Raw genomic sequence first — 25,574 nt, forward strand, 5'->3', positions numbered from 1 at the left:
GGTAGGCTTGCCTTAGTTGGGCCTGTTAAAACGTGCTGGCCCGCTGACCGAAAGGCAATCCGTCATGGGTTACATCAAGTCCGCTGCGCTCGAGGAGACCGGCTACGTCGTCCTCGACCGCTACAACCAGGAGCTCGATCCCAAGGAGTGGCTCGACATCGAGTACAACGACTGGAAGTCGTCGGGCGACACGCGCTTCGCCCCGCTCGCGAGCGCATTCGGCGACATCGAGTGCAACGGCTTCTGGAACCACAAGCCGCCGCGCACCGACAAGGACGGCGTCTGGATCGACTCGCAGGTCGAGAAGGCCCCCAACCTCACCCGCCGCGCCCAGGAGCCCGGTGCGAACGTCGGCCGCTGCCGCGTCATCGAGCTGCAGCCGACGCCCTACGGCGAGACGCTCTACAACCTCCACCAGGACGACAACAACCGTCTCAACCCCGACGGCACCGGCTGGGTGGTCCGCGGCTTCTTCAACCTCACCGACGACAAGGACAGCTTCTTCGTCCTTCGTGAGAACCGCACCGACCCCGAGGGCGAGGTGCGCATCGCCCTGCCCGCGGGCGCGCAGCTCATCATCGACACGCAGCGCCTGTGGCACGCCGCCACCCACATCGGCACCGAGCCCCGCTACTGCCTCATCACGTCGTGGACGTCGGGCCCCGAGCTCGACGCCTACATCGAGAAGTACAACGGCGTGAACCACGTCGAGAGCGTCCACGTTCCGCAGGACGTGCTCGAGGCCGGCTACGCCGAGCAGGCGCGAAAGGATGCCGCGCGCGCGGCGTACTACGCCGCCAAGGGCCAGGCCGCGGTCAACGTCATGAGCGAGGCGTGATCCGCTGATCCGTCGCGAGGCCCCGGTCTTCGGACCGGGGCCTTCGTCGTGAGCGGATGCCGCGACACGGCGAATCACACGCTTGTCATTCCGCGCTCGCGTGGGCGATAATGGGCCCAGAACCGAATACTCAGCCGGATCGCCGTGCACAGGTCGTTGGGGAAGACGCACCTGATGAAACGGAGAGATCATGGCGACACCACAGGCGCGTGGAGTGATCTATATTCACTCCGCGCCACGAGCATTGTGCCCGCACCTCGAGTGGGCCATCGGCCGTGCGCTCGGCCGGGCGGTGAGCCTCGAATGGGCCGACCAGCCGGTGCTGCACGGCTCTCGGCGCTCCGAGTTCTACTGGGAGGGCTCCGCCGGCACCGGCGCCGCCCTGGCCACGGCGATCCGCGGGTGGGAGCACCTGCGCTTCGAGGTGACCGAAGACCCCACGCCGCGCAGCGATGGAGGTCGGTGGCTCCACACGCCGGGGCTCGGCATCCACTACGCGCAGACCGACTCCGCCGGCAACGTCGTGATCGGCGAGGACCGCATCCGGTACGCGATGGAGGTCTCGGGCGGGAACGCGATCGAGCTGCACCGCGAGCTGCAGGTCGCCCTCGGCGCGGCGTGGGACGACGAGCTCGAGCCCTTCCGCCACGCGAGTGACGACGCCCCCGTCGTCTGGCTGCACAAGGTCGGGTGAGCGGATGCCGCGACCCGCGGCATCCGACAACTCCACAGACTCAGGCGGTTCGAGGCGTCGCTACCGAAGCTCGGTGAGCAGATCCCGGGCCGCGGGAAGACGTATCGCCGCCTGACACGACAGACGCCCCCGGAGGCTTCCCGGGGGCGTCTTCGCGTCTGTGCGTCAGACCGAGCGGAACGCGACGACGGCGTTGTGCCCGCCGAAGCCGAACGAGTTGCTGATCGCGAGCTGCGGGCCGTCGCCCAGCGGCTGGGCGTCGCCCGATACCTTGAGCGGGATTTCGGGGTCCTGCGTCGAGATGTTGATCGTCGGGGGAGCGACGCGGTCGCGCAGGGCGAGGATCGTGAAGATCGCCTCGAGTGCGCCCGTGCCGCCCAGCAGGTGGCCCGTCGACGCCTTGGTGGCCGAGACCGGGATGTCGTGGATGCGGTCGCCGAAGACGCTCAGAAGTGCCTTGTACTCGGCGATGTCGCCCGTCGGGGTCGACGTGGCGTGCGCGTTGATGTGCGTGACCTCGTCGGGGGTCGCGCCCGCGGCCTCGAGGGCGAGACGCACGGCGCGGGAGGCCCCGAGGCCCTCGGGCTCGGGAGCGGTGATGTGGTACGAGTCGGCCGTGACGCCGCCGCCGACGACCTCGGCGTAGATCTTGGCGCCGCGGGCCTTCGCGTGCTCCTCGGTCTCGAGCACGAGGCAGGCGGCACCCTCGCCCATGACGAAGCCGTCGCGATCGACGCTGTAGGGGCGGGAGGCGGTCTCGGGGGAGTCGTTGCGCTTGGACAGCGCCTGCATGGCGGCGAAGGCTGCGAGCGTGAGGCCGTGGATGACGGCCTCGGAACCGCCCGCGATGATCACGTCGGCCTGGCCCGCCTTGAGCGCGTCGACGGCGTTCACGAGCGATTCGGTGCTCGAGGCGCAGGCCGAGGCGACCGTGCGCGCATACGCGCGCGCGCCGAGGTGCATCGAGACGGCCGCGGCGGGTGCGTTGGGCATGAGCATCGGGACGCTCATCGGCATGACGCGCCGGGGGCCTTTCGTCTTGAGGACGTCCCACGCGGCCAGCGTCGTCTGCAGCCCGCCGATGCCGGTGGCGAAGTCGACGCCGAAGCGCTCCGGTTCGACCTCGGGCTTGCCGGCATCCGCCCACGCCTCGAGGGCAGCCACGAGCGCGAACTGCGCCGACGGGTCGAGCCGGTTGGCTACTGGCCGGTCGAGGATCGTATCTGGGCGGACCTTGGCCTCGGCGGCGAAGGTGACCGGGATCTGGTACTCGCTGATCCAGTCGTACTCGAGCGTGTGGGCGCCGGATGCTCCGCCCAGGAGGGCGTCCCAGCTCTCGGGGGCGGTGCCGCCGAGAGGAGTGGACGCGCCGATGCCGGTGACGACGATGCGGGGAGTGCTCATGAGTTGGGTAGTCCTCGTGGATGGCCGGTGGGGGCCGAAGCCCCCACCGGGGCCTGGATCAGCAAGCCGGGGGTGCGGGAGAGGTCCCGCAGGGGATGGTGCTTACGCCTGGTTCGACGTGATGTAGCTGACGGCGTCGCCGACGGTCTTGAGGTTCTTGACCTCGTCGTCGGGGATCGTGACGCCGAACTTCTCCTCGGCGTTCACCACGATCGTCATCATCGAGATCGAGTCGATGTCGAGGTCGTCGGTGAACGACTTCTCGAGGGCGACCTCGTCGGCCGAGATGCCCGTCTCGTCGGTGATGAGCTCGGCGAGTCCTGCGAGGACCTCGTCGCTGCTGAATGCCATGGGTTTCTCCTGTTTCTCGGGGGTTCCCGGACCGGGTGGTCCGGGGTCAAGTCTAGGGTCGGGGTGCGCGGTGCTCAGGGGAGCACGACGACCTGCGCGCCGAACACGAGTCCGGCGCCGAACCCGATCTGGAGGGCGAGGCCGCCGCTCAGCTCGGGGTGCTCCGCGAGCAGGCGGTGCGTGGCGAGCGGGATCGAGGCGGCCGAGGTGTTGCCGGTCGTCTCGATGTCGCGGCCGATCACCACGGATTCGGGCAGCCCGAGCTGCTTGGCGAACTCGTCGATGATGCGCATGTTCGCCTGGTGGGGAACAAAGGCGGCGAGGTCGGACGCCTCGACCCCGGCGGCCTCGAGCGCCTGCCGGGCGACCTTCACCATCTCCCACACCGCCCAGCGGAAGACCGTCGGGCCCTCCTGACGCAGCGTCGGCCACGGTGCGACACCGTCACGGAAGTCGGTGAGCGTGTGGTTCATGCCCACTGCATCGGCCTTCGACCCGTCGGATCCCCACACGGTGGGGCCGATGCCGGGCGTGTCGCTCGGCCCGATCACGACCGCGCCCGCGCCGTCTCCCAGCAGGAAAGAGATGCTCCGGTCGGCGGGGTCGACGACGTCGCTCAGCTTCTCGGTGCCGATCACGAGCGCGTAGTTCGAGACGCCCGCGCGGATCAGCGCGTCGGCCTGCGCGACGCCGTAGGCGAAGCCCGCGCACGCGGCGTTGACGTCATAGGCCGCGGCGGGGTTGGAGCCCACGCGGTCGGCGACGATGGCCGACACCGAGGGGGTCTGCTTCGGGTTCGAGATCGTCGCGACGATGACGGCGTCGATCTTCGCGGCATCCACTCCCGACTTCTCGATCGCTTCGCGCGCCGCCTCGGTCGCGAGATCGATCGCGTCGGTCCCGGCGACGGCGCGTGTCCGCGTGACGATGCCTGTGCGCTGGCGGATCCACTCGTCGCTGGAGTCGATCGGGCCGATGAGGTCGTCGTTGGGGACCGCGATCTCGCCGCGTGCCGCGCCGTACGAGTAGATGCGCGTGTGGGCCGCCCCGGTGGGCTGGACGAGCGTGGGGGTCATGGGGGATTCTCCGGTCATGCGTCGGTGTCGCCGCTCAGCAGTGCGTCGGCCGCCTCGAGATCGTCGGGAGTCTTGACGGCGACGGCGGGGGTGCCGCGCAGTGCCCGCTTCGCGAGCCCCGTGAGCGTACCCGCGGGCGACAGCTCCACGATGCCCGACACACCCGCTGCGGCGAAAGACGTCATGCAGAGATCCCAGCGCACCGGCGAGGCGACCTGGTCGACGAGGAGCTCGACGAACCTCGCGCCCGAGCCGACGGCCGCGCCGTCGCGGTTGCTCCAGACGGTGACCCGCGGATCGGATGCCGCCACCTCGGCCGTGGCGCTGCGGAGCGTCTCGACGGCCGGGGCCATGTAGCGGGTGTGGAACGCGCCGGCGACCTGGAGAGGGATCACACGCGTGCCCGAGGGCGGCTCGGCGGTGAGAGCCGCCAATGCGTCGAGCGCACCGGCGGCGACGAGCTGGCCGCCGCCGTTGTAGTTGGCGGGGGTGAGTCCGAGCTCTTCGAGTCGGGCGACGACGGATGCCTCGTCCCCGCCGATCACGGCGCTCATGCCGGTCTTCTCGGCCGCGGCAGCCTCGGCCATCGCGCGACCGCGGATGCCGACGAGGCGCAGTGCGTCCTCCTCGGTGAGGATGCCTGCGGCAGCGGCGGCGGCGAACTCGCCGACGGAGTGCCCCGCGACGCCGGCGACGGCCTCATGGTCCGGCAGGGCGTTCCACGAAAGGAGGCTGGCCGCGACGATCAGGGGCTGCGCCACCTGGGTGTCGCGGATGCGGTCGGCGTCCCATTCGGTGCCGGCGGCGATCAGGTCGACGCCCGACCACTCGGAGTATTCGGCGAGTCGATCGGCGAGGCCGTCGATGGCGAGCCACGGGGAGAGGAATCCGGGGGACTGCGAGCCCTGCCCGGGGAAGACGGCGATTCTCACCTGTCCATCCTGCCAAGGATCAGCGGACGGCTTCTGGCGATCGCGACAAAAGAATGCCGGATGCCTTTGTGAGACCCGTACAGATCAGTGCGGCCCCCGGCGCGCCGCCGGAGCGCGACGCCTCGTCGCGTCCGTGCCGATCGAACCGAGGATCAGGGCGGTCTGCAGGATGAGCGCCTCGCGGGGCCCGGTGGCGTCCCATCCGATCACCTCGGACACGCGCTTGAGCCGGTAGCGCACGGTGTTCGGGTGCACGAACAGCTCGCGCGCGGTCGCCTCGAGCGAGCGCCCGTTGTCGAGGTAGCTCCACAGTGTCGCGACCAGGTCGGCGCTGTGCGCCTGCAGCGGGCGGAAGATCCGCTCGACGAGGGTCTGCTTCGCAAGGGGGTCGCCGGCGAGGGCGCGCTCCGGCAGCAGGTCGTCGGCCTCGACCGGACGCGGTGCGTTGCGCCAGGCGCGCGCGACGGCGAACCCAGCGAGGGCCGCGCGCGCGCTCTGCCCTGCGTCGACAAGCGCCGGCACGGTCGGCCCGAGCACGAGGAACCCCGGCCCGAACCCCGGCTCGAGCCGCTTCGCGATGTCGGTGAACGGCAGATCGGCGGGCACGTCGTCGGGGCGCGACGGCGGCTCGGCGCGACCGAGTACGAGCACGAGGCGGGATCCCTGCACCCCGATCAGCACGTCGACGCCGAGCTTGCGGGCGGTGCGCCGGAGCTGATCGATGTCGAACTGGGGCGGGGTGGTGCCCACGAGCACCGCGACCTCACCGTGGCCGTGCCAGCCGAGCGCCGCGATGCGGCTCGGCAGCTCCTCGTCGGCCTCGCCGGTGAGGATCGAGTCGACGACCAGCGCCTCGAGGCGGGCATCCCACAGCCCGCGGGCCTCGGCGGCGCGCGCGTACACGTCGGCGGCCGCGAAGGCCACGTCGCGCGAGTACAGCAGGATCGCCTCGCGCAAGTGCTCGCCCTTGCCCGCGACGCGCTCCTCGGTGATCTCCACCGTGACCCTGATGAGCTGCAGCGTCTGCTGGAGGCTCACGCTGCGCAGCAGCTCGCGAGGAGCGGCGGCGAAGATGTCGGCGGCGATCCACGGGGTCGACGTCGGGTCCTCGTACCAGGAGATGAACGAGGTGATGCCCGCCTGCGCGACGAGTCCGACGGCGGACCGTCGCGCCGGCGGCATGTCGGCGTACCAGGGGAGCGTGTCCTCCAGTCGCTTGATGGTCGCCGTCGCGAGGTCGCCCGAGATGCGCCTGAGCCAGGCGAGCGTCTCGGTCTTGTCCATCGAGGCGGGGGCGGGCATCGCGCCGGTCAGCTCTCGCCGCCGGCGTTTCCGCTCGTTCCTGCAGTGACGTCGTGCAGACGGTACTTCTCGATCGCCTGCGCAGCCAGACCGCGGTCCACGGTGCCGTCGGCGGCCAGCGCCTGCAGCGTGCGGACGACGATCGACGGGCCGTCGATCTTGAAGTGGCGACGTGCGGCCGCGCGCGTGTCGGAGAAGCCGAATCCGTCGGCGCCGAGCGTCACGAAGCGGTGCTCGACCCACGGACGGATCTGGTCCTGCACGGCATGCATGAAGTCGCTCACCGCGACCACGGGGCCGGGGGTGTCGCGCAGCTTCTCGGTGATGTACGCGGTGCGCGGCTCGGCCTCCGGGTGGAGGAAGTTGTGCTCGTCGGCGGCGAGGCCGTCGCGGCGCAGCTCGTTCCACGAGGTGACCGACCACACGTCGGCCTGCACGCCCCAGTCGTCGCGCAGCAGCTGCTGCGCCTCGAGCGCCCACGGCACGCCGACGCCGGACGCGAGGATCTGCGCGCGGGGTCCGTCGCCCTCGGGCTTCGAGATGCGGTGGATGCCGCGCACGATGCCGTCGACGTCCACGCCCTCGGGCTCGGCCGGCTGCACGAGCGGCTCGTTGTACACCGTGAGGTAGTACATGACGTTCGGGTCGGGGTGGTTGCCCCCGTACATCCGCTCGATGCCCGAGCGGACGATGTGCGCGATCTCGTAGCCGTACGCCGGGTCGTACGAGAGCGTGGCCGGGTTGGTCGAAGCGAGCAGCTGCGAGTGGCCGTCGGCGTGCTGCAGGCCTTCGCCGGTGAGCGTCGTGCGACCGGCCGTGGCGCCGATGATGAAGCCGCGGGCCATCTGGTCGCCGGCCGCCCACTGCGCGTCACCCGTGCGCTGGAAGCCGAACATCGAGTAGAAGACGTAGACCGGGATCAGCGGCTCGCCGTGGGTCGAGTACGACGTGCCCGCGGCGGTGAACGCCGCGAGAGCGCCGGCTTCGTTGATGCCGACGTGCACGATCTGGCCCTGCGGGCTCTCCTTGTAGGCGAGGAGGAGCTCGCGGTCGACCGAGGTGTAGTTCTGGCCGTGCGGGTTGTAGATCTTCGCCGTCGGGAAGTACGCGTCCATGCCGAACGTGCGCGCCTCGTCGGGGATGATCGGCACGATGCGGTGACCGAAGTCCTTCGCCCGCAGCAGGTCCTTCAGCAGCCGGACGAACGCCATGGTCGTGGCGATCTCCTGCGTGCCGGAGCCCTTCTTGGGAAGCGCGTACGCCTCGTCGCCGGGCAGTTGGATGCCGACATGGTGGGTGCGGCGCTCGGGCAGGAAGCCGCCGAGCTCGCGACGACGCTCCAGCATGTACTGGATCGTCTCGTCTTGCGCACCGGGGTTGTAGTACGGCGGCAGGTACGGGTTCTCGTCGAGCTGCTCGTCGGTGATCGGGATGCGCATCGAGTCGCGGAAGTACTTCAGGTCCTGCAGCGTCATCTTCTTCATCTGGTGGGTCGCGTTGCGGCCCTCGAAGTGGTGACCGAGGCCGTAGCCCTTGATCGTCTTGGCGAGGATCACCGTCGGCTGGCCCTTGTGCTCGGTGGCCGCCTTGTATGCGGCATACACCTTGCGGTAATCGAGCCCGCCGCGGCGGAGCTTGCCCCAGATGTCCTCATCGGACCAGTCCTTCACGAGAGCTGCCGTGCGCTCGTCACGCCCGAAGAAGTGCTCGCGGATGAACGCGCCGTCCTCGGCGCGGTACGTCTGGAAGTCGCCGTCCGGGGTGGTGTTCATGAGATGCACGAGCGCCCCGTCGGTGTCCTGCGACAGCAGCTCGTCCCAGCCGCTTCCCCAGACCACCTTGATGACGTTCCAGCCGGCGCCGCGGAAGAAGCTCTCGAGCTCCTGGATGATCTTGCCGTTGCCGCGCACGGGGCCGTCGAGGCGCTGCAGGTTGCAGTTGACGACGAAGGTCAGGTTGTCGAGGCCCTCGTTCGCCGCGACCTGCAGCTGGCCCCGGCTCTCGACCTCGTCCATCTCGCCGTCGCCGAGGAACGCCCATACGCGCGAGTTCGACAGGTCCTTGATGCCGCGATTCGTGAGGTACTTGTTCGACATCGCCTGGTAGATAGCGTTGATCGGGCCGAGCCCCATCGACACGGTCGGGAACTGCCAGTACTCGGGCATGAGGCGGGGGTGCGGGTACGACGGGATGCCGTCGGGCGCCTTCGACTTCTCCTGGCGGAAGCCGTCGAGCTGCGCCTCGGTCAGACGACCCTCGAGGAACGAGCGCGCGTAGATGCCGGGGGAGGCGTGACCCTGGATGAAGATCTGGTCGCCGCCGGTCGGGTCGTCGAGGCCGCGGAAGAAGTGGTTGAAGCCGACTTCGTAGAGCGAGGCCGACGACGCGTACGTCGAGATGTGCCCGCCGACGCCGATCCCCGGGCGCTGCGCGCGGTGGACCGTGATCGCGGCGTTCCAGCGCAGCCAGCGACGGTAGCGGCGCTCGAGCTCCTCGTCGCCGGGGAAGTCGGGCTCGTTGTCGGGCGCGATGGTGTTGATGTAGTCCGTGGTGGGGACCTGCGGAACGTTCAGCTGCAGCTCGTGGGAGGTCTGCAGGAGGCTGAGCATGATCTCTCGGCCACGACCGTGGCCCTTCGCCCGCACGAGCTGCTGGAGGGATTCCTGCCACTCGGAGGTCTCATCGGGATCGCTGTCGAGGGGGTCCTGCGAGTACGGATCCTGATCGTTGACAGTCACAGATGACCTTTCGTCGTCTGGCAGATCGTGCCAGGTAATCGCTACCGGAGCGGGACAGGCTTTGTCGGCCCTGCACAACGCACCGCCCTCCAGCCTAGCGAGTCGGGAGCGCTTCGGATGCCGCATCAAGCGATCGGTCCGGTCCTCCACGGACGAGGCCCGTGCCGACCCTAGACTGGTCGGCACGGGCCTTTAGCTCAGCTGGTAGAGCGCCACGTTTACACCGTGGATGTCGTCGGTTCGATCCCGGCAGGGCCCACCGTTCCTCTACGACCGCGGATCGTCGTCGCTGTCGTCCCGCTTGTGCGAGACGACGTGCGGCAGCGCGAAGTCCTCGTACCCGGGCTGTCCGATGCGGGAGTGACGCCGAGAGTAGGCGAAGTAGATCACGAAGCCCACCGCCAGCCAGACGAGGAATCGCAGCCACGTCTCGACGGTGAGGTTGAGCATCAGGTAGATGCAGATCGCCGCGGACAGACCCGGCAGCCATGGGCTGAACGGGACGCGGAACGAGCGCTTGAGGTCCGGGCGCTTGCGCCGGAGCACGATGACGCCGACCGCGACGAGGACGAACGCCGAGAGCGTGCCGATGTTGACCATCTCCTCGAGCAGCCCGATCGGGGTGAAGCCCGCCACGACCGCCACGATGACCGTCACGAGGATCGAGATCACCCACGGGGTGCGGAATCGCGGGTGCACCTTCGCAAGGCCGACCGGGAGGAGGGCATCGCGCGACATGGCGAAGATGATGCGGGTCGCGCCGATGAGCAGAGTGAGCACGACGGTCGTGAGACCCGCGACGGCACCGGCGGAGATGAGGACGGCCATCCAGTCCGCTCCGTGGAACACGAAGGCGTTCGCGAGCGCCGCCGCCGGGTCGAGGTCCTGGTAGGGCACCATTCCGGTCACGACGAAGGCCACCGCGCAGTAGAGAAGCGTGCAGATGAGCAGCGAGGCGATGATCCCGATCGGCATGTCGCGCTGAGGGTTCTTGGTCTCCTCCGCCGTCGTCGCCACGACGTCGAACCCGATATAGGCGAAGAACACGAGGGCCGCGCCGGCGAAGATGCCGCCGACACCGAACGCCGTCGGCTCGATCCCGGACAGGAACTGGAGCAGCGGCTGTGTGAGGCCGGATGCGGACTCGCGCGGAGCGGCGTCAGGGACGAAGGGCGACCAGTTCGCGGGATTGATGAACATGATGCCTGCAACGATGACGAACAGCACGATGAAGAGCTTGACGGCGACGAGCACCATGTTGACGCGGAGCGACTCCTTGATGCCGAACGTCATGAGACCGCCGAGGACCAATACGAGCAGGATCGCCATGAGGTCGACGACGCCGCCGTAGCCGATGGCTTCGGGGATCGGAGCACCCAGCTGGGCCATGAGCGTGCCGAGGTACGCGCTCCACCCCTGGGCGACGACGCTCGCGCCGAGGAACATCTCGAGGATGAGATCCCACCCGATGATCCACGCGAACAGTTCGCCGAGCGAGGAGTAGGAGAAGGTGTAGGCCGAGCCTGAGACGGGCACGGTCGAGGCGAACTCGGCGTAGCAGAGCGCCGCGAGGGTGCACGCGATCGCCGCGACGACGAAGCTGATCACGATCGCGGGACCCGCGACCTCGTGCGCCGCACGGCCGGTGAGTGTGAAGATGCCGGCGCCGATCACGACACCGATGCCGAACACGGTGAGGTCGAGGGCGCTCAGGGATTTCTTGAGCCGGAACTCCGGCTCGTCCGTGTCGGCGATCGACTGCTCGACGGACTTGGTGCGCAGAACGCTCATTGTTCTCGCCTTCCTGGGTGGGGATCGGTCGTTGAATGCTAGCCGGGGGCCCGCGGGTGCGTCGATGCCCACGGTAGGTTGGAGGGCGTGAACGCCAGCCCCGCCGACCAGCGCCGCCTCGTCGAGGTCGCCGAGCTCGATGCCCGCATCCGCCACGCCGACCACGCGCGCAAGAACCCGCCGCAGGCCGCCAAGGTGCAGGAGCTGCTCGCGCGCCGGCAGACCCTGTCGCAGGAGCTCACCGTCCGGCTCGGAGCGCGTGACGACCTGCGCACCGAGCTGTCGCGGATCGAGTCCGATGTGGCCGTCGTCGACGCGCGCAGCGCGCGCGACGCCGAGCGACTCGCCTCCTCGAGCAACCCGAAAGAGGCTCAGGGGCTCGAGAGCGAGCTGGCCTCGCTCGCCCGGCGCAAGAGCGACCTCGAAGATGCCGAGCTCGAGGTCATGGAGCGGCTCGAGCAGGCCGATGCTTCGGTCGCCGAGCAGGAAGCCCTCATCGCCGAGACCAATGCCGAGGGCGCCGAGCTCAGCGCCGAGGCCAAGCGCATCGTCGCCGAGGCCACCGCCGCGCACGACGCCGCATCCCGCGATCGCGCAGCCGTCGCCGGCACCGTTCCCGCCGACCTGCTCGCCCTCTACGAGAAGCTGGCGACGCGCAGCGCCGGCGCGGCCTTCCTGCGCGCCCGCACGTGCGAGGGGTGCCACATGGTGCTCTCCGGCACCGACCTGAACGCGCTGCGGCAGGCCGGTGAGGACGCGGTGGTGAACTGCCCCGAGTGCGGCTGCATCCTCGTCCGCACGGGCGAATCCGGGCTGTGACCCGCGTCCTCGTCGCCGAAGCCGGGGGAGCGGATGCCGCGACCCCGGGGCGCGGCGGGCGGCGAGAGAGCCTGCGGCGGGATGCCGGCAGTGGAAGGCGCTGACGCCGCGGCCTGGATCGTCCTCGCACGGATGGACGACGGGGTCGTCGCGGCGATGCTCGACGCCGACGGAGCCGAGCGGCGGCGAGTGCGGATCGCGACGGGCGACCTCCCCGGCTGGGTGGCCGACCGCGAGGCTGCGCTGGCCCCTCGCTGGGTCTGGAACGATGCACCGCAGTGGTATCCCGCGCTCCTGGGGGCGAGCATCCGGCTCGCCCGCTGCCACGATCTGCGGCTGTGTCACGCGATCCTCAGCGGATCCGCGCTCGTGCGCGACGCGGTCGAGATCCGGTGGAACCGATGGTGGGATGCCGCACCGCACGTCGCGCTGCCGGCTGCCGCCCCGGCACTGTTCGACCTGGATGCGGACGCGGCGCCGGCGGGACTGCCGCAGGACATCGGCGAGGTGCTGGCGGAGTTCGGACGGCAGCGGGAGGCGGTCGCGCGTTCGACCGACCCCGCGCGCCTGCGCCTGCTCGTCGCCGCCGAGTCCGCCGGGGCCCTCATCGCGGAGGAGCTGCGTGCGGCTGGACTGCCGTGGGACGCCGCCGAGCACGATCGCATCCTCGTCGAGGTCCTGGGGGAGCGACGCGCGGGCGGCGGGCAGCCCTCCAGGCTCGCGGCCGCAGGTGCGCGGGTGCGCGCTGCGCTCGGAGACCCTGCGGCGAGCCTGGACTCGCAGCCGAAACTGCTCCGCTCGCTCCACCGCGTCGGGGTGCTCGTCGAGTCGACCAGCCGCTGGGAGCTCGGCGAGCAGAAGCATCCGGTCATCGAGCCGCTGCTCGAGTACAAGAAGCTCTCGCGCCTGCTGTCGGCGAACGGCTGGACCTGGCTCGACGAGTGGGTCCACGACGGGCGGTTCCGGCCGGTGTTCGTGCCGGGCGGCGTGGTGACGGGTCGCTGGGCGTCATCGGGCGGCGGCGCGCTGCAGCTTCCTCGTCAGCTGCGGGGCGCGGTCCGCGCCGACGCCGGCTGGAAGCTGGTGGTGGCCGACGTCGCCCAGCTCGAGCCTCGCGTGCTCGCGGCCATGTCGAGCGACGGCGCCCTCGCCGCGGCCGCGCGCGGGCGCGACCTCTACGCCGGCATCGTCGACAGCGGCGCGGTCGCGACCCGCCAGGAGGCGAAGATCGCGCTCCTCGGGGCGATGTACGGCGCTACGACGGGCGAGTCGGGGCGGCTGGTGCCGAGGCTCCGGCGTGCGTATCCCCGCGCGATGGGACTCGTCGACGAGGCCGCGCGCACGGGTGAGGACGGCGGCGTGGTGTCGACCTGGCTCGGCCGCACGTCACCGCCGCCGTCCGACGCGTGGAGCGCCGCGCAGTCCCGCGCGACCGAGGCCGAGGCATCCGGCGCCGAAGAGAACCGCGCGCGGCGCTGGGCACGCGACCGCGGACGGTTCACCCGCAACTTCGTCGTGCAGGGCACGGCGGCGGAGTGGGCGCTGGCATGGATGGCGGACCTGCGCACGCGGCTGCACGACCTGCCCGCTGTGGCCGAGGTCGCCGCCGCGCCTCGGTCGGGCCCGGTGTTCTCGCGCCGGCCGCATCTCGCGTTCTTCCTCCATGACGAGGTGATCGTTCATGCGCCCGAGGAGCTCGCCGAGACCGCTGCGCGGGCTGTGACGGATGCCGCGGCCGCCGCGGGCCGGCTGCTCTTCGGCGACTTCCCGCTGGACTTCCGGCTCGACGTGCACATCGCCGACACCGCCCTGAAGGACTGAGCGACTCGTCGGCGTGCGAGAATCGGAGACGCGAATGGGTCGGCTGGACGGTCGCGTCGCGAGCGGTTCGCCGCTTCGCGCCGAGGAACGTCCGGGCTCCACAGGGCAGGGCGGTGGGTAACACCCACCCGGAGCGATCCGCGAGACAGTGCCACAGAGAGCAGACCGCCCGGCTTCGGCCGGGTAAGGGTGAAAGGGTGGTGTAAGAGACCACCGGGGTCGCGGTGACGCGACCCGCAGGGTAAACCTCGCCCGGAGCAAGGCCAGACAGGGGATGCCGACGCGGCCCGCCGAGTCCCCGGGTAGGCCGCTGGAGCGGCACGGCAACGTGTCGCCGAGAGAGATGACCGTCCACGGGGCTCCGGCCCCCGGACAGAACCCGGCGTACAGGCCGGCCCATTCGCCCTCTCGTGAGTGCCGTGTCAGCCGAGCGCCAGCGCAGCCGCAGTGCTTTCGATGTTCGCGGGTTCCCCGCGAAGCACCGACAGGTCTCAGCCGAGCGCCAGCGCAGCCGCCCCGATGATGCCCGCATTGTTGCGATGCACCGCGGGAACGATCGGCGTGTTCAGTGTCAGCAGGTGGAGGAACTGGTCGGAGTGCTTCGACACGCCGCCGCCCACGACGAAGAGGTCGGGGCTGAACAGGAACTCGATGTGGCTGTAGTACCACTGCAGGCGCTCGGCCCACTGCTCCCAGCTGAGCTCCTCGCGCTCCATCGCGGAGTATGCCGCGTACGCCTCGGCGTCCTTCCCGTGCTTGGCCCGCTGAACGTGACCGAGCTCCGAGTTGGGCACCAGGACGCCGTTGTACAGGAGCGCCGAGCCGATGCCCGTCCCCAGCGTGGTGAGGATCGTGAGGCCCCGCTGGTCCTTCGCCGCTCCGTACCGGACCTCGGCGACGCCGGCGACGTCGGCGTCGTTCGCGAAGTGGATGTCGCGGCCCAGGCCGTCCTCGAAGAACTTCTCGGCCTCGAATCCGATCCACTTCTCGGAGACGTTCGCCGCCGACAGGGTGCGTCCGTTCTTGACGATGGCGGGGAAGGCCACACCGAGCGGGATCGCCTCACCGGTCACGCCGAGCGTCGAGAGTACCTCGGTCACGGCGGCGAGCACGTCCTTCGGCTCGGCGCCCGCGGGAGTCGCGACCTTGATCCGGTCGCTGACCAGACGCCCCTGCTCGAGGTCGACCAGTCCTGCCTTGATCCCTGTGCCGCCGATGTCCACGCCGACGGCGCGAGTCGCCTGAGATGCCATGCGCCCAGCCTAGCCAGGAGCCCGGGCGCGGGTGGGAGCGGGCGGTCACTAGGATCGAGCCAGGGCCGCCACGGCCGGATCCCACCGGGAGGAGCGCACCATGACGAGCGACAGCGAGAAGTACTGGTACAACCTCAAGACGGGCGAGGTGGAGAAGGGCTTCGAGTCACCCTCCGTCGACCGGGCCGGCCCGTTCGACACACCCGAAGAGGCCGCCCAGGCGCCCGAGGTCATCCGTCAGCGCTCGCGCGCGTGGGCGGACGAGGAGGCCCGCGACGACGCGTGGGGCGGCTCCGCCGCGTCGGGCGACTCCCGCGACGACCAGTAGTCTGGCTACGGCCGCATCGGGCACCCGGAGAGGATGCGATGGACAAGCAGCGTGACTTCGTTCTGAGGACGATCGAGGAGCGAGGTGTGAAGTTCGTCCGGCTGTGGTTCACCGACGTCATCGGCACGCTGAAGTCGGTCGCGATCGCGCCCGCCGAGGTGGAGGGGGCCTTCAGCGAGGGTCTCGGCTTCGACGGCTCGGCCATCGAAGGACTCACCCGCTCGTACGAGTCCGATCTGCTTGCGCACCCCGATCCCACGACCTTCCAGATCCTGCCCTGGCGCGGCGAGATCGATCCCACAGCCCGCATGTTCTGCGACATCACGACGCCCGACGGGCAGCCCGCCGTCGCCGACCCGCGACACGTGCTCAAGCGCACGCTGGCGAAGGCCGCAGACGCGGGCTTCACGTTCTACACCCACCCCGAGATCGAGTTCTACCTCCTGAAGTCGTCGTCCTTCGGCGCCGACGGCCCCGAGCCGGTCGACTCCGCCGGCTACTTCGACAACGTCCCCGGCGGCACGGCGCACGACTTCCGGCGTCGCTCGGTGCGCATGCTCGAAGACCTCGGCATCTCGGTCGAGTTCAGCCATCACGAGGGCGGCCCGGGCCAGAACGAGATCGACCTCCGGTACGCCGACGCCCTGGCCACCGCCGACAACATCATGACGTTCCGCACCGTGATCAAAGAGGTCGCGATCGAGCAGGGCGTGTACGCCACGTTCATGCCCAAGCCGCTCAGCGGCAAGCCCGGCAGCGGAATGCACACCCACATGTCGCTGTTCGAGGGCGACGTCAACGCGTTCTACGAGGAAGGCGCGCAGTACCAGCTCTCGAAGGTCGGCCGCCAGTTCATCGCCGGCCTGCTGCGACACGCCAACGAGATCTCGGCGGTCACCAACCAGTTCGTGAACTCGTACAAGCGGCTGTGGGGCGGCGACGAGGCCCCGAGCTTCATCTGCTGGGGCCACAACAACCGCTCGGCGCTCGTGCGCGTGCCGCTGTACAAGCCCAGCAAGGGGCAGTCCTCCCGGGTCGAGTACCGCGCGCTCGATTCCGCCGCCAACCCCTACCTCGCGTATGCGCTGATGCTGGCCGCCGGGCTCAAGGGCATCGAGGAGGGCTACGAGCTTCCTCCCGAGGCCGAAGACAACGTGTGGTCGCTGACCGACGCCGAGCGCCGGGCCCTGGGCTACGCGCCGCTGCCGGCGAGTCTCGACCACGCGCTCGAGTACATGGAGGAGTCCGAGCTCGTCGCCGAGACGCTCGGCGAGCAGGTCTTCAACTACGTCCTCCTCAACAAGCGCCGCGAGTGGCAGGAGTACCGCTCGCAGGTCACCCAGTTCGAGCTCAAGAGCAACCTCGAGATGCTCTGAGCCCACCGGGCAGACGCATGTCGGCGAGCGAACGGTCCAGCTCTCTCACACATCTCGCGCGCCTCGGGTTCACCAGCCTGAGCGATGCGGTCACCCTGCTCGACGAGGTCGAGCAGGGTACCGGCCTGCCGCGTGATGCCGTCATGGCGGGCGCGTCGATCGCCGCTGACGCCGACGAGGCGCTCGGCGCCCTCGCCCGCATCGCCCGGCGCGACGCCGGCGCCGTGCGGGCGCTGCACGCCGATGCACAGGGCTGGCGGGCGCTGTGGGCGCTGCTGGGGGCCTCTACCGGGTTCGCCGACTTCTTCCTCCGTCACCCGGGCGAGCTCGCGCACCTCGAAGGGGCGGGGACCGCTCTGCCGTCGTCCGTCGAACTCGGCGAGGCCCTGCTCGAGTCGGTCGGAGCCGCGGACGGCTTCGCGGCCGACGGCGGCGAGTCGGCCTGGGTGGCTCTCCGCGTCCGCTATCGCCGCATGCTGGCCCGCATCGCGGCTTTCGATCTGCTGAGCGCCTCGCCCGTCGACCATGTGCCGGCGGTCGCCGCGCGACTGGCGGACGCCGCGGCTGCGGCGCTCGAGGCCTCCCTGGCCGTCGCCCGCACCCGGGTGTCGGGGGGCGCCGCCGGCGCGGGTCTGTTCCCCCGAGAGCAGGTGGCCCAAGCTCAGCTGGCCATCATCGGAATGGGCAAGACCGGGGCTCGCGAGCTCAACTACGTGAGCGACGTCGACGTCATCTTCGTCGCGGGCACCGGGGACGGGGCATCCGATCAGCTCAGCGAGAGCCGTGCGGTCGACATCGCCACGCGACTGGCCGTGCAGACCATGCGGGGCATTTCGGGCATCGAAATCGAGCCGCCGCTGTGGGAGGTGGACGCGAACCTGCGCCCGGAGGGCAAGCAGGGCGCGCTGGTTCGCACGCTGGACTCCCACCTGGCGTACTACGACCGCTGGGCCAAGAGCTGGGAGTTCCAGGCACTGCTCAAGGCGCGGGCGATCGCCGGCGATGTCGCGCTCGGCGAGAGGTACGTCGCGGCCGTCCAGCCGAAGATATGGACGAGCGCTGCGCGCGAGAACTTCGTCGACAGCGTGCAGCGCATGCGCGAGCGCGTCACCGAGCACATCCCGGCCGCCGACGTGCCGTTCCAGATCAAGCTCGGGCCCGGCGGCATCCGCGACATCGAGTTCACGGTGCAGCTGCTGCAGCTCGTGCACGGCCTGTCGGATGACCGCATCCGTCAGCGCGGCACGCTCGAGGCTCTGGACGCGCTCGTCGACGAGGGATACATCGGACGCACCGAGGCGTCGACGTTCTCCCGCGACTATCGGGTGCTGCGTCTCCTCGAGCACCGTGTGCAGCTGCGTCACCTCCGCCGCACCCACCTCATGCCCTCGAAGCCGGAGGAGCTGCGGGTCCTGGCGAGGGCGACCGGTCTCGCCGACACGGGCGACGCGGTGTGGGACCTGTGGGAGTCCGTCAAGCGCGAGGTGCGCGATATCCACGTGCGCCTCTTCTACCGTCCGCTCCTCTCCGCCGTCGCGGCCCTCCCGGCCGAGGAGCGTGTGCTGTCGGCCGCGCAGGCCCACGATCGCCTGGCGGCGATCGGATTCGCCGATCCCGCGGGCGCGCTCCGGCACATCGCCGCTCTGACGAGCGGACTGAGCCGCAAGGCCAGCATCCAGCGGCACCTCATGCCCGTCATGATCCGCTGGTTCGCCGACGGAGTCGACCCCGACTACGGCCTGCTCGCGTTTCGCCGGCTGAGTGAGCGCCTGGGCGACACGCCCTGGTTCCTGCGCATGCTGCGCGATTCGTCGGCCGCCGCCGAGAGCCTCACGCGCGTGCTCTCCGGCTCGCGCTACGTGGGCGAGCTCATGGAGTGGATCCCCGAGTCCGCGGCGTGGCTCGACGACGACGAGCTCCTGCGCCCGCGCTCGGGAGTCGCGCTGCAGCAGGAAGCCCGCGCGATCCAGGCGCGCCACGGGTCGCTGGACGACGCGATGCGCTCGGTGCGGGGCCTGCGCCGTCGCGAGCTGCTCCGAACGGCGATGGCCGCCATCATCGGCACGATCACGATCGAGGAGGTCGCCGAGGCGCTCACCACGATCACCGACGTCACGATCCAGGCGACGCTGCGGGCGGTGCGTCCGACGGTCGTCTCGCCCGACGACGAGTCCCTCGACTTCTCGGTCATCGCCATGGGACGCTTCGGCGGGCGCGAGCTCGGCTTCGGGTCGGATGCCGACGTGATGTACGTCTACCGCGCCAACGACGTCGACCCACAGCGGGCACACGAGCTCGCTGTGAAGCTCGTCGCGGCGCTCCGTGCGCACTCCGAGGACCACCGCGTCCCGCTCGATCTCGACGCGGATCTGCGACCGGAAGGGCGGAACGGCCCGATCGCGCGCTCTCTCGACGCGTACGGCGAGTACTACCGGCGCTGGTCGCTGTCGTGGGAGGCGCAGGCTCTGCTGCGCGCGCGCGGCGCAGCAGGAAGCGTCAAGCTCATCGGCGCCTTCATGGAGCTCGCCGACCAGGTGCGCTACCCCGCGTCGGTGGATCAGCAGGGCCTCCGTGAGATAAAGCGCATCAAGGCGCGCGTCGAGAGCGAGCGGCTGCCGCAGGGTGCCGACCCCGCGCGTCACCTCAAGCTCGGACCGGGCTCACTGAGCGACGTGGAATGGCTCGTGCAGCTGCTCCAGCTGGAGCACGCGCACGAGGTGCCGAGCATGCGGACGACGTCGACGCTCGACGCGCTGGGCGCCGCGCGCGACGCCGGCCTGCTGCCCGCCGTCGCGGCGGCGCGCCTCACCGAGGCCTGGCGGCTCGCAAGCCGACTGCGCTCCGCGAACACGCTCCTGTCGGGTCAGACGAGCGACGTCCTGCCGGTCGAGCGCAAGCGGCTCGACGGCATCGGGAGGCTCCTCGGCTACCCGCCCCGCTCGGCCACCCAGGTCGAGGAGGACTACCTCGGCACGACCCGCCGCGCCAGGCGCGTCTTCGAGAAGCTCTTCTACGGCTGAAGGCGAGTGGATGCCGCAACCCGGGGCACCGGCATCCGCTCGACGGCTACGGGGACGGGCACGGCGGGACGCCCCGCGCACTGTCGCCCGAGAGGGGCTCGGCGTTCAGGGCGGCGACGACACGCACCGCGCTTTCCCAGTAACGGGCGTAGTGCTGCGGGTCGGCGTTGACCTGGGTGCGATGGGCGACGAGGGTGGGCTCGAGGCCCGCGCGCTCGGGCACACGAGCGACCATGGCACGGTAGAACAGAGTGGCCGCCGTCGACGGATCGAGCCTGGCGTCGCGGGATCCCCAGTTGTCCTGCTGCTGGAACAGGCCGACGGACGTCGTGCGCGAGCCGTCTGGGTTCGTGACCCCGCTGGTCTCCCAGTCTCCGTAGCTCAGATTGCGCAGCGACGACTCGCCCATGGCCGTCATCACCGCGATCGTCTGATCGCGCTCCTCCAGAGCGAGTCCGCGGCCGACGGTGATGATGGTGCAGGCATGGGCGAGCTGGTCGACGCCGTATCCCGCGATGCCGGGCTCGGGAGGCGGGGGAGTGAGCAGCGGAGCGGCACCGCCCCGGTCCTGCGCGAAGTCGTTGAGCGCGTGCGCCGCGATCGCGATGGTCACCATCACCCCCGCGAACAGCATCACCGCCGTGACGGCCGCGGTGATCGCGAGCCCACGGAGGATCGATGCCGTGCGGTTCTTCCGCGTCGCCGCCCGCCTGCTCGTCGCGCGGCGACGCCTCCGAGCCGCGCCGGAACGGGTGCGCGATCGCCGCGAGGCGGTGACAGGGCGGTCGGGCATGGACTCGCTTTCGGCGAACGGCAGGCGGTGGCCTGATCAGCGTAGAGGCGATGGCTGAGCGCGCGCTCCGCACGACGAGGGGCCCCGGTCTCCCGGGGCCCCTCGCTGCTGGATCGTCTCAGACGCCGAAGTACAGCTCGTACTCGAACGGGTGAGGCCGCGCGTTGATCGGCTGGATCTCGTTCTCGATCTTGTACTCGATCCACGTCTCGATGAGCTCGGGCGTGAAGACGTTGCCCCGCGTGAGGAACTCGTTGTCGGCGCGCAGCGCCTCGAGCGAGTCGAGCAGCGAGTTCGGAACCTGCGGGATGTTCTTCGCCTCCTCGGGCGGAAGCTCGTACAGGTCCTTGTCGATCGGCTCGTGCGGCTCGATGCGGTTGAGGATGCCGTCGAGGCCGGCCATCATCTGCGCGGCGAAAGCGAGGTAGGGGTTGCCCGACGCGTCCGGCGCACGGAACTCGATGCGCTTCGCCTTCGGGTTGGACCCCGTGATCGGGATGCGGATGGCAGCCGAGCGGTTGCCGGCCGAGTACACGAGGTTCACCGGCGCCTCATAGCCCTTGACCAGTCGCTTGTACGAGTTGATCGTGGGGTTGGTGAACGCGAGCACGGCGGGCGCGTGGGCGAGCAGGCCGCCGATGTACCAGCGCGCCGTGTCGGAGAGGCCGCCGTAGCCCTTCTCGTCGTAGAAGAGGGGCTTGCCGTCGAGCCACAGCGACTGGTGCGTGTGCATGCCCGAGCCGTTGTCGCCGAACAGGGGCTTGGGCATGAAAGTCGCGACCTTGCCCCACTCGTCGGCGGTGTTCTTGACGATGTACTTGAACTTCAGGATGTCGTCCGCCGAGTGCACCATCGTGTCGAAGCGGTAGTTGATCTCCTGCTGACCGCCGGTGCCGACCTCGTGATGCGAGCGCTCGAGCACGAAGCCGGCCTCGATGAGGTTGAGGGTGATCGCGTCGCGGAGGTCGGCCGTCTTGTCGACCGGGCTGACGGGGAAGTAGCCGCCCTTGTAGGGGGTCTTGTTGGCGAGGTTGCCGCCCTCTTCCTCACGGCCGGTGTTCCACGCGCCCTCCTCGGAGTCGACGCTGTAGAAGCTCGAGTTCTGGGTGACCGAGTAGCGGACGTCGTCGAAGATGTAGAACTCGGCTTCGGGGGCGAAGAACGCCGTGTCGGCGATGCCGGTCGACGCGAGGTACTTCTCGGCCTTCTTGGCGACCTGGCGCGGGTCCTTGTGGTAGATCTCGCCGTTGCGCGGGTTGTAGATGTCGAAGATCATGATGAGCGTCTTCGCCTCGCGGAACTGGTCGAGGTAGGCGGTCGTCACATCCGGGATCAGCTGCATGTCGGACTCGTGGATGTTCGCGAAGCCGCGGATCGAGGAGCCGTCGAAAAGCTGGCCGACCGTGAAGAACTCCTCGTCAACGGTCGAGGCCGGGATGTTGAAGTGCTGCTGCACACCAGGAAGGTCCGTGAAACGGATGTCGAGGAACTTGACGTCCTCGTCCTTGATGAACTTGAGCACCTCGGATGAATCTTTGAACATGAAGGCTCCAGAGATAGGGCATCGGGAACTGCCGCACGCGTGCGCGCTTGAGTGGCACGGTACCCGGGGGGCATTGCCCCGCAGTGACACCTTTGTTTCCGGGATGTTACGGGCGCCTGGATACGCTTGACGGGTGACTGCGAGTGCCCAGGACTACCCCGGTGAACGACTCGGACTGCCCCGCGAGGGTTCCGGTTCGATCGCGCGTCTCGGGCGCCGGATCGGTGCGCTGTTCGTCGACTACGGCGCCGCGTACCTGATCTCCGGGTTCTTAGGCTGGGATCCGCTCGCCATCCTGGCGATCTTCGCCGCGATCCAGATCGTGTTCATCCCGACCCTGCAGGGCAGTCCCGGCCATCGCATCTTCGGCCTTCGGCTGCTGCGGGCCGACGGCGCCTGGACGGGGCTGTGGCGGCCGGTGATCCGCACGCTGCTGCTGATCGTCGTCGTGCCCGCGGTGATCTGGGACGCCGACCAGCGCGGACTCCACGACAAGGCAGCGGGCACGATCCTGCTGCGCGCCTGACGCCCGCGCGCGTCAGCGAGGACGCGGAGCGCGGACCTTCGTAGGGTCGATGCCCTTCGGGATCGGCATCGACGCGAGCGACTGCGAGACCGACTCGATGCGCTTGATCACGGCTGCCATCGTCGCGCGGTCGACTTTCTTGGGCAGCGCCTTGATCGTCGGGGCGAGCTTCGAGATCGGAACCTCGCCCTCGCCGTGGCCGACGTAGAGGACCGTGACGGGGACGCCCGACGCGACGCGCTGCACCTTGGCGCGCTCGTCGTTGACGAGACGGGTGAGGCGACCACGAGCGCCCTCGCCGACGATCACGACACCGCCCCGGCCGACGGCCCGGTAGACCGCGTCCTGGGTCTTCGGGTTCACGCCGACGGGCATGTCGGCGGCCTGCCACTTGCGCCCGAGCGAGGTCGAGAGCACGTGGCCGGCGGCTCCGGGCATCCCGTCGATCTTCTTGTACATGGCGTGCGTCGAAAGCCGCGTCATGATCATGAGGCCGCCCAGGATGCCGAGCATGAGGCCCGTCACACCCCAGAGGATGACGCTCCAGATGGCGGCCGGCGGGATCAGGAAGCCCACGCCGACGCCCACCGCGACGCCGAGGAGAAGGACACCGACGAGCATCCACGGCAGCCAGGGGAACGCCTGCTGCGTGAAGGTGTAGAGGGTGCGGAGCTGGGAGAAGAATCCGGGACGCTTCTCGGGTGCGGAACTGCGGGCGGCCATGCACCCAGCCTACCTTTCCGCGGGTGTCCGCTCCGGTTCCTCCCCAGGTGTTCGCGGCGGGCGTTCCTCCCCAGTGCTCCGTCGGTGCGCGACCCGCCCGCACCGGATGGTCAGGCTGGTGCGGTGACCCGCGACGCCCAAGCTCTTCACAGCCCGTATCGCCCGATCCGCCCGGTCAGCGCTCCCGAGGACGGGCCGTGGCCGGGAATGCTGTCGTGCCTCCCGTCGGGCGCGCGGCACGTCCTCGTCGATGCGACCGCGCTGCCACCCGAATGGCGGGGGTGGGATGCCGCCACCGACGGTCATGTGCTCGGGCCGCTCGACCTCGTGCGGCGCCCGGACGGACACGACGCCGTGATGCCGGTCTGCCCCGAGCGGGTCGCGGACTTCCTCGCCCGGCGGGCCGCCGACGGGAGCCGGCTGCTCCCCGGAGAGGCGGTGACCCTCGGCGTCAGCATCCTGCGAGGCTGTGCCGAGCTCATCGCCACACCCGATGAGCGCGGCGAGTGGTGGCTCACCGAGGCCGGCCGACCCGTGTTCGCCGTCGGTGCGACGACACGGCCGCTGTTCGGGCACTCGGCGGCGCTCCTGGGCGAGCTCGCGTCCGCGCACCACGTGTGGACAGAAGTGATCGGCGCCGTAGGCGCGCCGCGTCCGACAGTCGCCGAGCTGGCGCACGCCGAACAGGCGCTCTTCGAGCTGTGCGAGCCGCTGCCGCTCGTCACCGCAGCGACGACGCCCCGTGTCCCGGCGGAGATCGCCGCCTGCGAGCGGATCGCGGGGGACGGTCCGGCTGCGGCCGAGGGCGGCCGCGGTCTGTGGCATGCGCTGAGCAGGCACGTCGACGCCGACCTGGCAGACCTGGTGTCCCGTGCGACGACGGGCTTGTGGCGTCGCGCGCGAATGCGCGGTCCCGCGCGCAAGGCGCCGCTGCTCATGGCCGGTGCCGCTGCCGTCGCGGTGCTCGCTGTAGGGCTGTGGTGGCCGAGCGGGGAGGAGGGGGCGGCGACGGCACGAACCGGCGACGGGCTCCCTTCACCGGCGAGCGTGGCGTCTCCCGCACCCTCAGCGTCGGCGACGTCCGAGCCGGCAACGCCGGCGCCCGCGACCGAGGGTGGCGACGACCTCGTCGCGCTGACCGGGGCGCTCCTGGATCGGCGCCGGGGATGCGGCGACGAGTCCGCCTGTCTCGCCGAGACGATGTTGGACCCGGCGACGGCGTGGCCGGGCGGCGCCGTCGACCTTCCGGGCGATCAGCGGACGGCGACGCTGCTCGACGACTTCGGGGGAGTCGCCGTGCTCCGCGTCGATGCGTCCTCCGGAGAGAACGGGCCGCAACTGGTGGTCATCGTCCGCCACGACGACGAATGGCTGCTGCGCGACGTGCAGGACGTCGCGCAGCAGCCATAGGCCGTCAGCGGTTCAGATGCCCAGGTCGCCTTCGAAGGCGGCCGCCTCGAGGCGGGTCTTCACGGCACCGAGGAAACGAGCGGCGTCGGCTCCGTCGATCACGCGGTGGTCGTACGACAGCGCGAGGTACACGTAGGAGCGGACCGAGATCGCGTCCTTCCCGTCCACCGTCACGACACCCGGGCGCTTGACGACGACGCCGGTGCCGAGGATGGCCGACTGCGGCAGGAACACGACCGGCGTATCGAACAGCGCGCCGCGCGAACCGGTGTTCGTCAGCGTGAAGGTGCCGCCCGCGAGCTCGTCGGGCTTGAGTTTGTTGTCACGCGTGCGCGCGGCGAGGTCGGCGATCTCGTGCGCGATCTGCGCGAGGTTCTTGCTCGCTGCGTCGCGCAGCACCGGGGTGAGCAGGCCGCGCTCGGTGTCGACCGCGATCGACAGGTTCTCGGTCGGCGGGTAGACGATGTCGGTGCCGTCCACCGTGGAGTTGATCACGGGGTACGCCTGCAGGGCCTCGGCGGCGGCCAGGGCGAAGAACGGCAGGAACGACAGCTTGTCGCCCGTCTTGGACTGGAACTCTCCCTTGACCTTGTCGCGGAAGCCCGAGAGCTTGGTCACGTCCACCTCGACCACGGTCGTGAGCTGCGCGGTCGACTGCATCGAGGCGACGGCGCGCTCGGCGAGCACCTTGCGCAGGCGCGACATCGGCTGAGTGGTCCCGCGCAGCGGCGAGACCTCGAGCGGCGCGGCGGCCGGAGCGGCTGCGGCGGCGGGAGCCGGCGCCGAGGCTGCCTCGGCGGCCTTGAGCACGTCCTCCTTGCGGATGCGTCCGCCGA

General features: G+C 70.1%; 21 protein-coding genes, 1 tRNA gene and 1 other RNA gene. 11 read left to right on the forward strand and 12 right to left on the reverse strand.

Features of this window, described 5'->3' with window-relative positions; all coding sequences use genetic code 11:
• Window positions 1–64: 64 nt before the first annotated feature.
• Window positions 65–838 carry a hypothetical protein gene (locus tag OB08_RS07775; protein WP_461473802.1) on the forward strand — a complete coding sequence of 258 codons (774 nt, stop codon included), beginning with the start codon at window positions 65–67 and terminating at the stop codon, window positions 836–838.
• Between the two features lie 190 nt (window positions 839–1,028).
• Window positions 1,029–1,532 (forward strand): DUF3145 domain-containing protein, encoded by a 504-nt coding sequence (locus OB08_RS07780; protein ID WP_461473804.1) that lies wholly within the window; start codon window positions 1,029–1,031, stop codon window positions 1,530–1,532.
• A 165-nt stretch (window positions 1,533–1,697) separates the two neighbouring features.
• Here OB08_RS07780 and OB08_RS07785 read toward each other — a convergent pair whose 3' ends face one another.
• The 6 genes from OB08_RS07785 to aceE all read right to left on the reverse strand — a co-directional run bounded on the left by OB08_RS07785 (window position 1,698) and on the right by aceE (window position 9,335).
• Window positions 1,698–2,936 carry a beta-ketoacyl-[acyl-carrier-protein] synthase family protein gene (locus OB08_RS07785; RefSeq protein WP_461473806.1) on the reverse strand — a complete coding sequence of 413 codons (1,239 nt, stop codon included), beginning with the start codon at window positions 2,934–2,936 and terminating at the stop codon, window positions 1,698–1,700.
• Window positions 2,937–3,038: 102 nt separating this feature from the next.
• Window positions 3,039–3,287, reverse strand: a complete 249-nt coding sequence (locus tag OB08_RS07790; protein ID WP_214466933.1) for an acyl carrier protein — start codon at window positions 3,285–3,287, stop codon at window positions 3,039–3,041.
• Between the two features lie 74 nt (window positions 3,288–3,361).
• A complete protein-coding gene (locus OB08_RS07795) occupies window positions 3,362–4,363 on the reverse strand; it encodes a beta-ketoacyl-ACP synthase III (RefSeq protein ID WP_461473808.1) in 1,002 nt (333 codons plus the stop codon).
• A 14-nt stretch (window positions 4,364–4,377) separates the two neighbouring features.
• Window positions 4,378–5,295 (reverse strand): ACP S-malonyltransferase, encoded by a 918-nt coding sequence (locus OB08_RS07800; RefSeq protein ID WP_461473810.1) that lies wholly within the window; start codon window positions 5,293–5,295, stop codon window positions 4,378–4,380.
• Window positions 5,296–5,379: 84 nt separating this feature from the next.
• Complete coding sequence (locus OB08_RS07805; protein WP_461473854.1) at window positions 5,380–6,579, reverse strand: PucR family transcriptional regulator; 1,200 nt, start codon at window positions 6,577–6,579, stop codon at window positions 5,380–5,382.
• 26 nt (window positions 6,580–6,605) lie between these two features.
• Window positions 6,606–9,335, reverse strand: a complete 2,730-nt coding sequence (aceE, locus tag OB08_RS07810) for a pyruvate dehydrogenase (acetyl-transferring), homodimeric type (protein WP_461473812.1) — start codon at window positions 9,333–9,335, stop codon at window positions 6,606–6,608.
• 186 nt (window positions 9,336–9,521) lie between these two features.
• Between aceE and OB08_RS07815 the strand changes: the two genes are divergently transcribed.
• Window positions 9,522–9,594, forward strand: a tRNA-Val gene (locus tag OB08_RS07815).
• An 8-nt stretch (window positions 9,595–9,602) separates the two neighbouring features.
• On the opposite strand, the gene OB08_RS07820 is transcribed toward OB08_RS07815, so the two are convergent.
• Window positions 9,603–11,126 carry an amino acid permease gene (locus OB08_RS07820; RefSeq protein ID WP_461473814.1) on the reverse strand — a complete coding sequence of 508 codons (1,524 nt, stop codon included), beginning with the start codon at window positions 11,124–11,126 and terminating at the stop codon, window positions 9,603–9,605.
• An 87-nt stretch (window positions 11,127–11,213) separates the two neighbouring features.
• Here OB08_RS07820 and OB08_RS07825 point away from each other — a divergent pair, with 87 nt between their 5' ends.
• The 3 genes from OB08_RS07825 (at window position 11,214) to rnpB (ending at window position 14,169) form a co-directional block, all read left to right on the forward strand.
• Window positions 11,214–11,945, forward strand: a complete 732-nt coding sequence (locus tag OB08_RS07825; RefSeq protein WP_461473816.1) for a zinc ribbon domain-containing protein — start codon at window positions 11,214–11,216, stop codon at window positions 11,943–11,945.
• Between the two features lie 81 nt (window positions 11,946–12,026).
• Window positions 12,027–13,766, forward strand: coding sequence for a bifunctional 3'-5' exonuclease/DNA polymerase (locus tag OB08_RS07830; protein ID WP_461473818.1), 1,740 nt, complete (start codon window positions 12,027–12,029; stop codon window positions 13,764–13,766).
• A 35-nt stretch (window positions 13,767–13,801) separates the two neighbouring features.
• An RNA gene (rnpB, locus tag OB08_RS07835) (RNase P RNA component class A) lies at window positions 13,802–14,169 on the forward strand.
• Between the two features lie 88 nt (window positions 14,170–14,257).
• Here the strand turns inward: rnpB and ppgK are convergent.
• On the reverse strand, window positions 14,258–15,019 hold the full coding sequence (ppgK, locus tag OB08_RS07840; RefSeq protein ID WP_461473820.1) for a polyphosphate--glucose phosphotransferase: 762 nt from the start codon (window positions 15,017–15,019) through the stop codon (window positions 14,258–14,260).
• Window positions 15,020–15,119: 100 nt separating this feature from the next.
• Here ppgK and OB08_RS07845 point away from each other — a divergent pair, with 100 nt between their 5' ends.
• From OB08_RS07845 to OB08_RS07855, 3 genes are read left to right on the forward strand one after another with little or no spacing between them, the layout of a single operon-like run.
• Window positions 15,120–15,347, forward strand: coding sequence for an SPOR domain-containing protein (locus OB08_RS07845; protein ID WP_461473822.1), 228 nt, complete (start codon window positions 15,120–15,122; stop codon window positions 15,345–15,347).
• A 38-nt stretch (window positions 15,348–15,385) separates the two neighbouring features.
• Window positions 15,386–16,723 carry a type I glutamate--ammonia ligase gene (gene glnA, locus OB08_RS07850; protein WP_169582477.1) on the forward strand — a complete coding sequence of 446 codons (1,338 nt, stop codon included), beginning with the start codon at window positions 15,386–15,388 and terminating at the stop codon, window positions 16,721–16,723.
• A gap of 17 nt (window positions 16,724–16,740) precedes the next feature.
• Window positions 16,741–19,743, forward strand: coding sequence for a bifunctional [glutamine synthetase] adenylyltransferase/[glutamine synthetase]-adenylyl-L-tyrosine phosphorylase (locus OB08_RS07855; protein ID WP_461473824.1), 3,003 nt, complete (start codon window positions 16,741–16,743; stop codon window positions 19,741–19,743).
• Window positions 19,744–19,789: 46 nt separating this feature from the next.
• Here the strand turns inward: OB08_RS07855 and OB08_RS07860 are convergent, their stop codons facing one another.
• A complete protein-coding gene (locus OB08_RS07860) occupies window positions 19,790–20,536 on the reverse strand; it encodes a peptidase M23 (protein WP_461473826.1) in 747 nt (248 codons plus the stop codon).
• A gap of 118 nt (window positions 20,537–20,654) precedes the next feature.
• Window positions 20,655–22,079 carry a type I glutamate--ammonia ligase gene (glnA, locus tag OB08_RS07865; protein WP_461473828.1) on the reverse strand — a complete coding sequence of 475 codons (1,425 nt, stop codon included), beginning with the start codon at window positions 22,077–22,079 and terminating at the stop codon, window positions 20,655–20,657.
• 133 nt (window positions 22,080–22,212) lie between these two features.
• Between glnA (OB08_RS07865) and OB08_RS07870 the strand changes: the two genes are divergently transcribed.
• On the forward strand, window positions 22,213–22,605 hold the full coding sequence (locus tag OB08_RS07870) for an RDD family protein (protein ID WP_461473830.1): 393 nt from the start codon (window positions 22,213–22,215) through the stop codon (window positions 22,603–22,605).
• Between the two features lie 12 nt (window positions 22,606–22,617).
• On the opposite strand, the gene OB08_RS07875 is transcribed toward OB08_RS07870, so the two are convergent.
• Window positions 22,618–23,328 (reverse strand): DUF4191 family protein, encoded by a 711-nt coding sequence (locus OB08_RS07875; RefSeq protein ID WP_461473832.1) that lies wholly within the window; start codon window positions 23,326–23,328, stop codon window positions 22,618–22,620.
• 123 nt (window positions 23,329–23,451) lie between these two features.
• On the opposite strand from OB08_RS07875, the gene OB08_RS07880 reads away from it, so the two are divergent.
• Window positions 23,452–24,738 (forward strand): hypothetical protein, encoded by a 1,287-nt coding sequence (locus OB08_RS07880; protein WP_461473834.1) that lies wholly within the window; start codon window positions 23,452–23,454, stop codon window positions 24,736–24,738.
• Between the two features lie 12 nt (window positions 24,739–24,750).
• On the opposite strand, the gene OB08_RS07885 is transcribed toward OB08_RS07880, so the two are convergent.
• Window positions 24,751–25,574 (reverse strand): 2-oxo acid dehydrogenase subunit E2 (locus OB08_RS07885; protein ID WP_461473836.1); only part of this gene is annotated, 824 nt, incomplete at its 5' end.

The organism is Microbacterium sp. HJ5, from assembly GCF_054824025.1.

Excerpts from the sequence above, each read along its gene's own strand:
- OB08_RS07775 (WP_461473802.1), top strand. The coding sequence starts at position 65 with ATGGGTTACATCAAGTCCGCTGCGCTCGAGGAGACCGGCTACGTCGTC.
- OB08_RS07780 (WP_461473804.1), top strand. The coding sequence starts at position 1,029 with ATGGCGACACCACAGGCGCGTGGAGTGATCTATATTCACTCCGCGCCA.
- OB08_RS07785 (WP_461473806.1), bottom strand. The coding sequence starts at position 2,936 with ATGAGCACTCCCCGCATCGTCGTCACCGGCATCGGCGCGTCCACTCCT.
- OB08_RS07790 (WP_214466933.1), bottom strand. The coding sequence starts at position 3,287 with ATGGCATTCAGCAGCGACGAGGTCCTCGCAGGACTCGCCGAGCTCATC.
- OB08_RS07795 (WP_461473808.1), bottom strand. The coding sequence starts at position 4,363 with ATGACCCCCACGCTCGTCCAGCCCACCGGGGCGGCCCACACGCGCATC.
- OB08_RS07805 (WP_461473854.1), bottom strand. The coding sequence starts at position 6,579 with ATGGACAAGACCGAGACGCTCGCCTGGCTCAGGCGCATCTCGGGCGAC.
- OB08_RS07820 (WP_461473814.1), bottom strand. The coding sequence starts at position 11,126 with ATGAGCGTTCTGCGCACCAAGTCCGTCGAGCAGTCGATCGCCGACACG.
- OB08_RS07830 (WP_461473818.1), top strand. The coding sequence starts at position 12,027 with ATGCCGGCAGTGGAAGGCGCTGACGCCGCGGCCTGGATCGTCCTCGCA.
- ppgK (WP_461473820.1), bottom strand. The coding sequence starts at position 15,019 with ATGGCATCTCAGGCGACTCGCGCCGTCGGCGTGGACATCGGCGGCACA.
- OB08_RS07845 (WP_461473822.1), top strand. The coding sequence starts at position 15,120 with ATGACGAGCGACAGCGAGAAGTACTGGTACAACCTCAAGACGGGCGAG.
- glnA (WP_169582477.1), top strand. The coding sequence starts at position 15,386 with ATGGACAAGCAGCGTGACTTCGTTCTGAGGACGATCGAGGAGCGAGGT.
- OB08_RS07855 (WP_461473824.1), top strand. The coding sequence starts at position 16,741 with ATGTCGGCGAGCGAACGGTCCAGCTCTCTCACACATCTCGCGCGCCTC.
- OB08_RS07860 (WP_461473826.1), bottom strand. The coding sequence starts at position 20,536 with ATGCCCGACCGCCCTGTCACCGCCTCGCGGCGATCGCGCACCCGTTCC.
- glnA (WP_461473828.1), bottom strand. The coding sequence starts at position 22,079 with ATGTTCAAAGATTCATCCGAGGTGCTCAAGTTCATCAAGGACGAGGAC.
- OB08_RS07875 (WP_461473832.1), bottom strand. The coding sequence starts at position 23,328 with ATGGCCGCCCGCAGTTCCGCACCCGAGAAGCGTCCCGGATTCTTCTCC.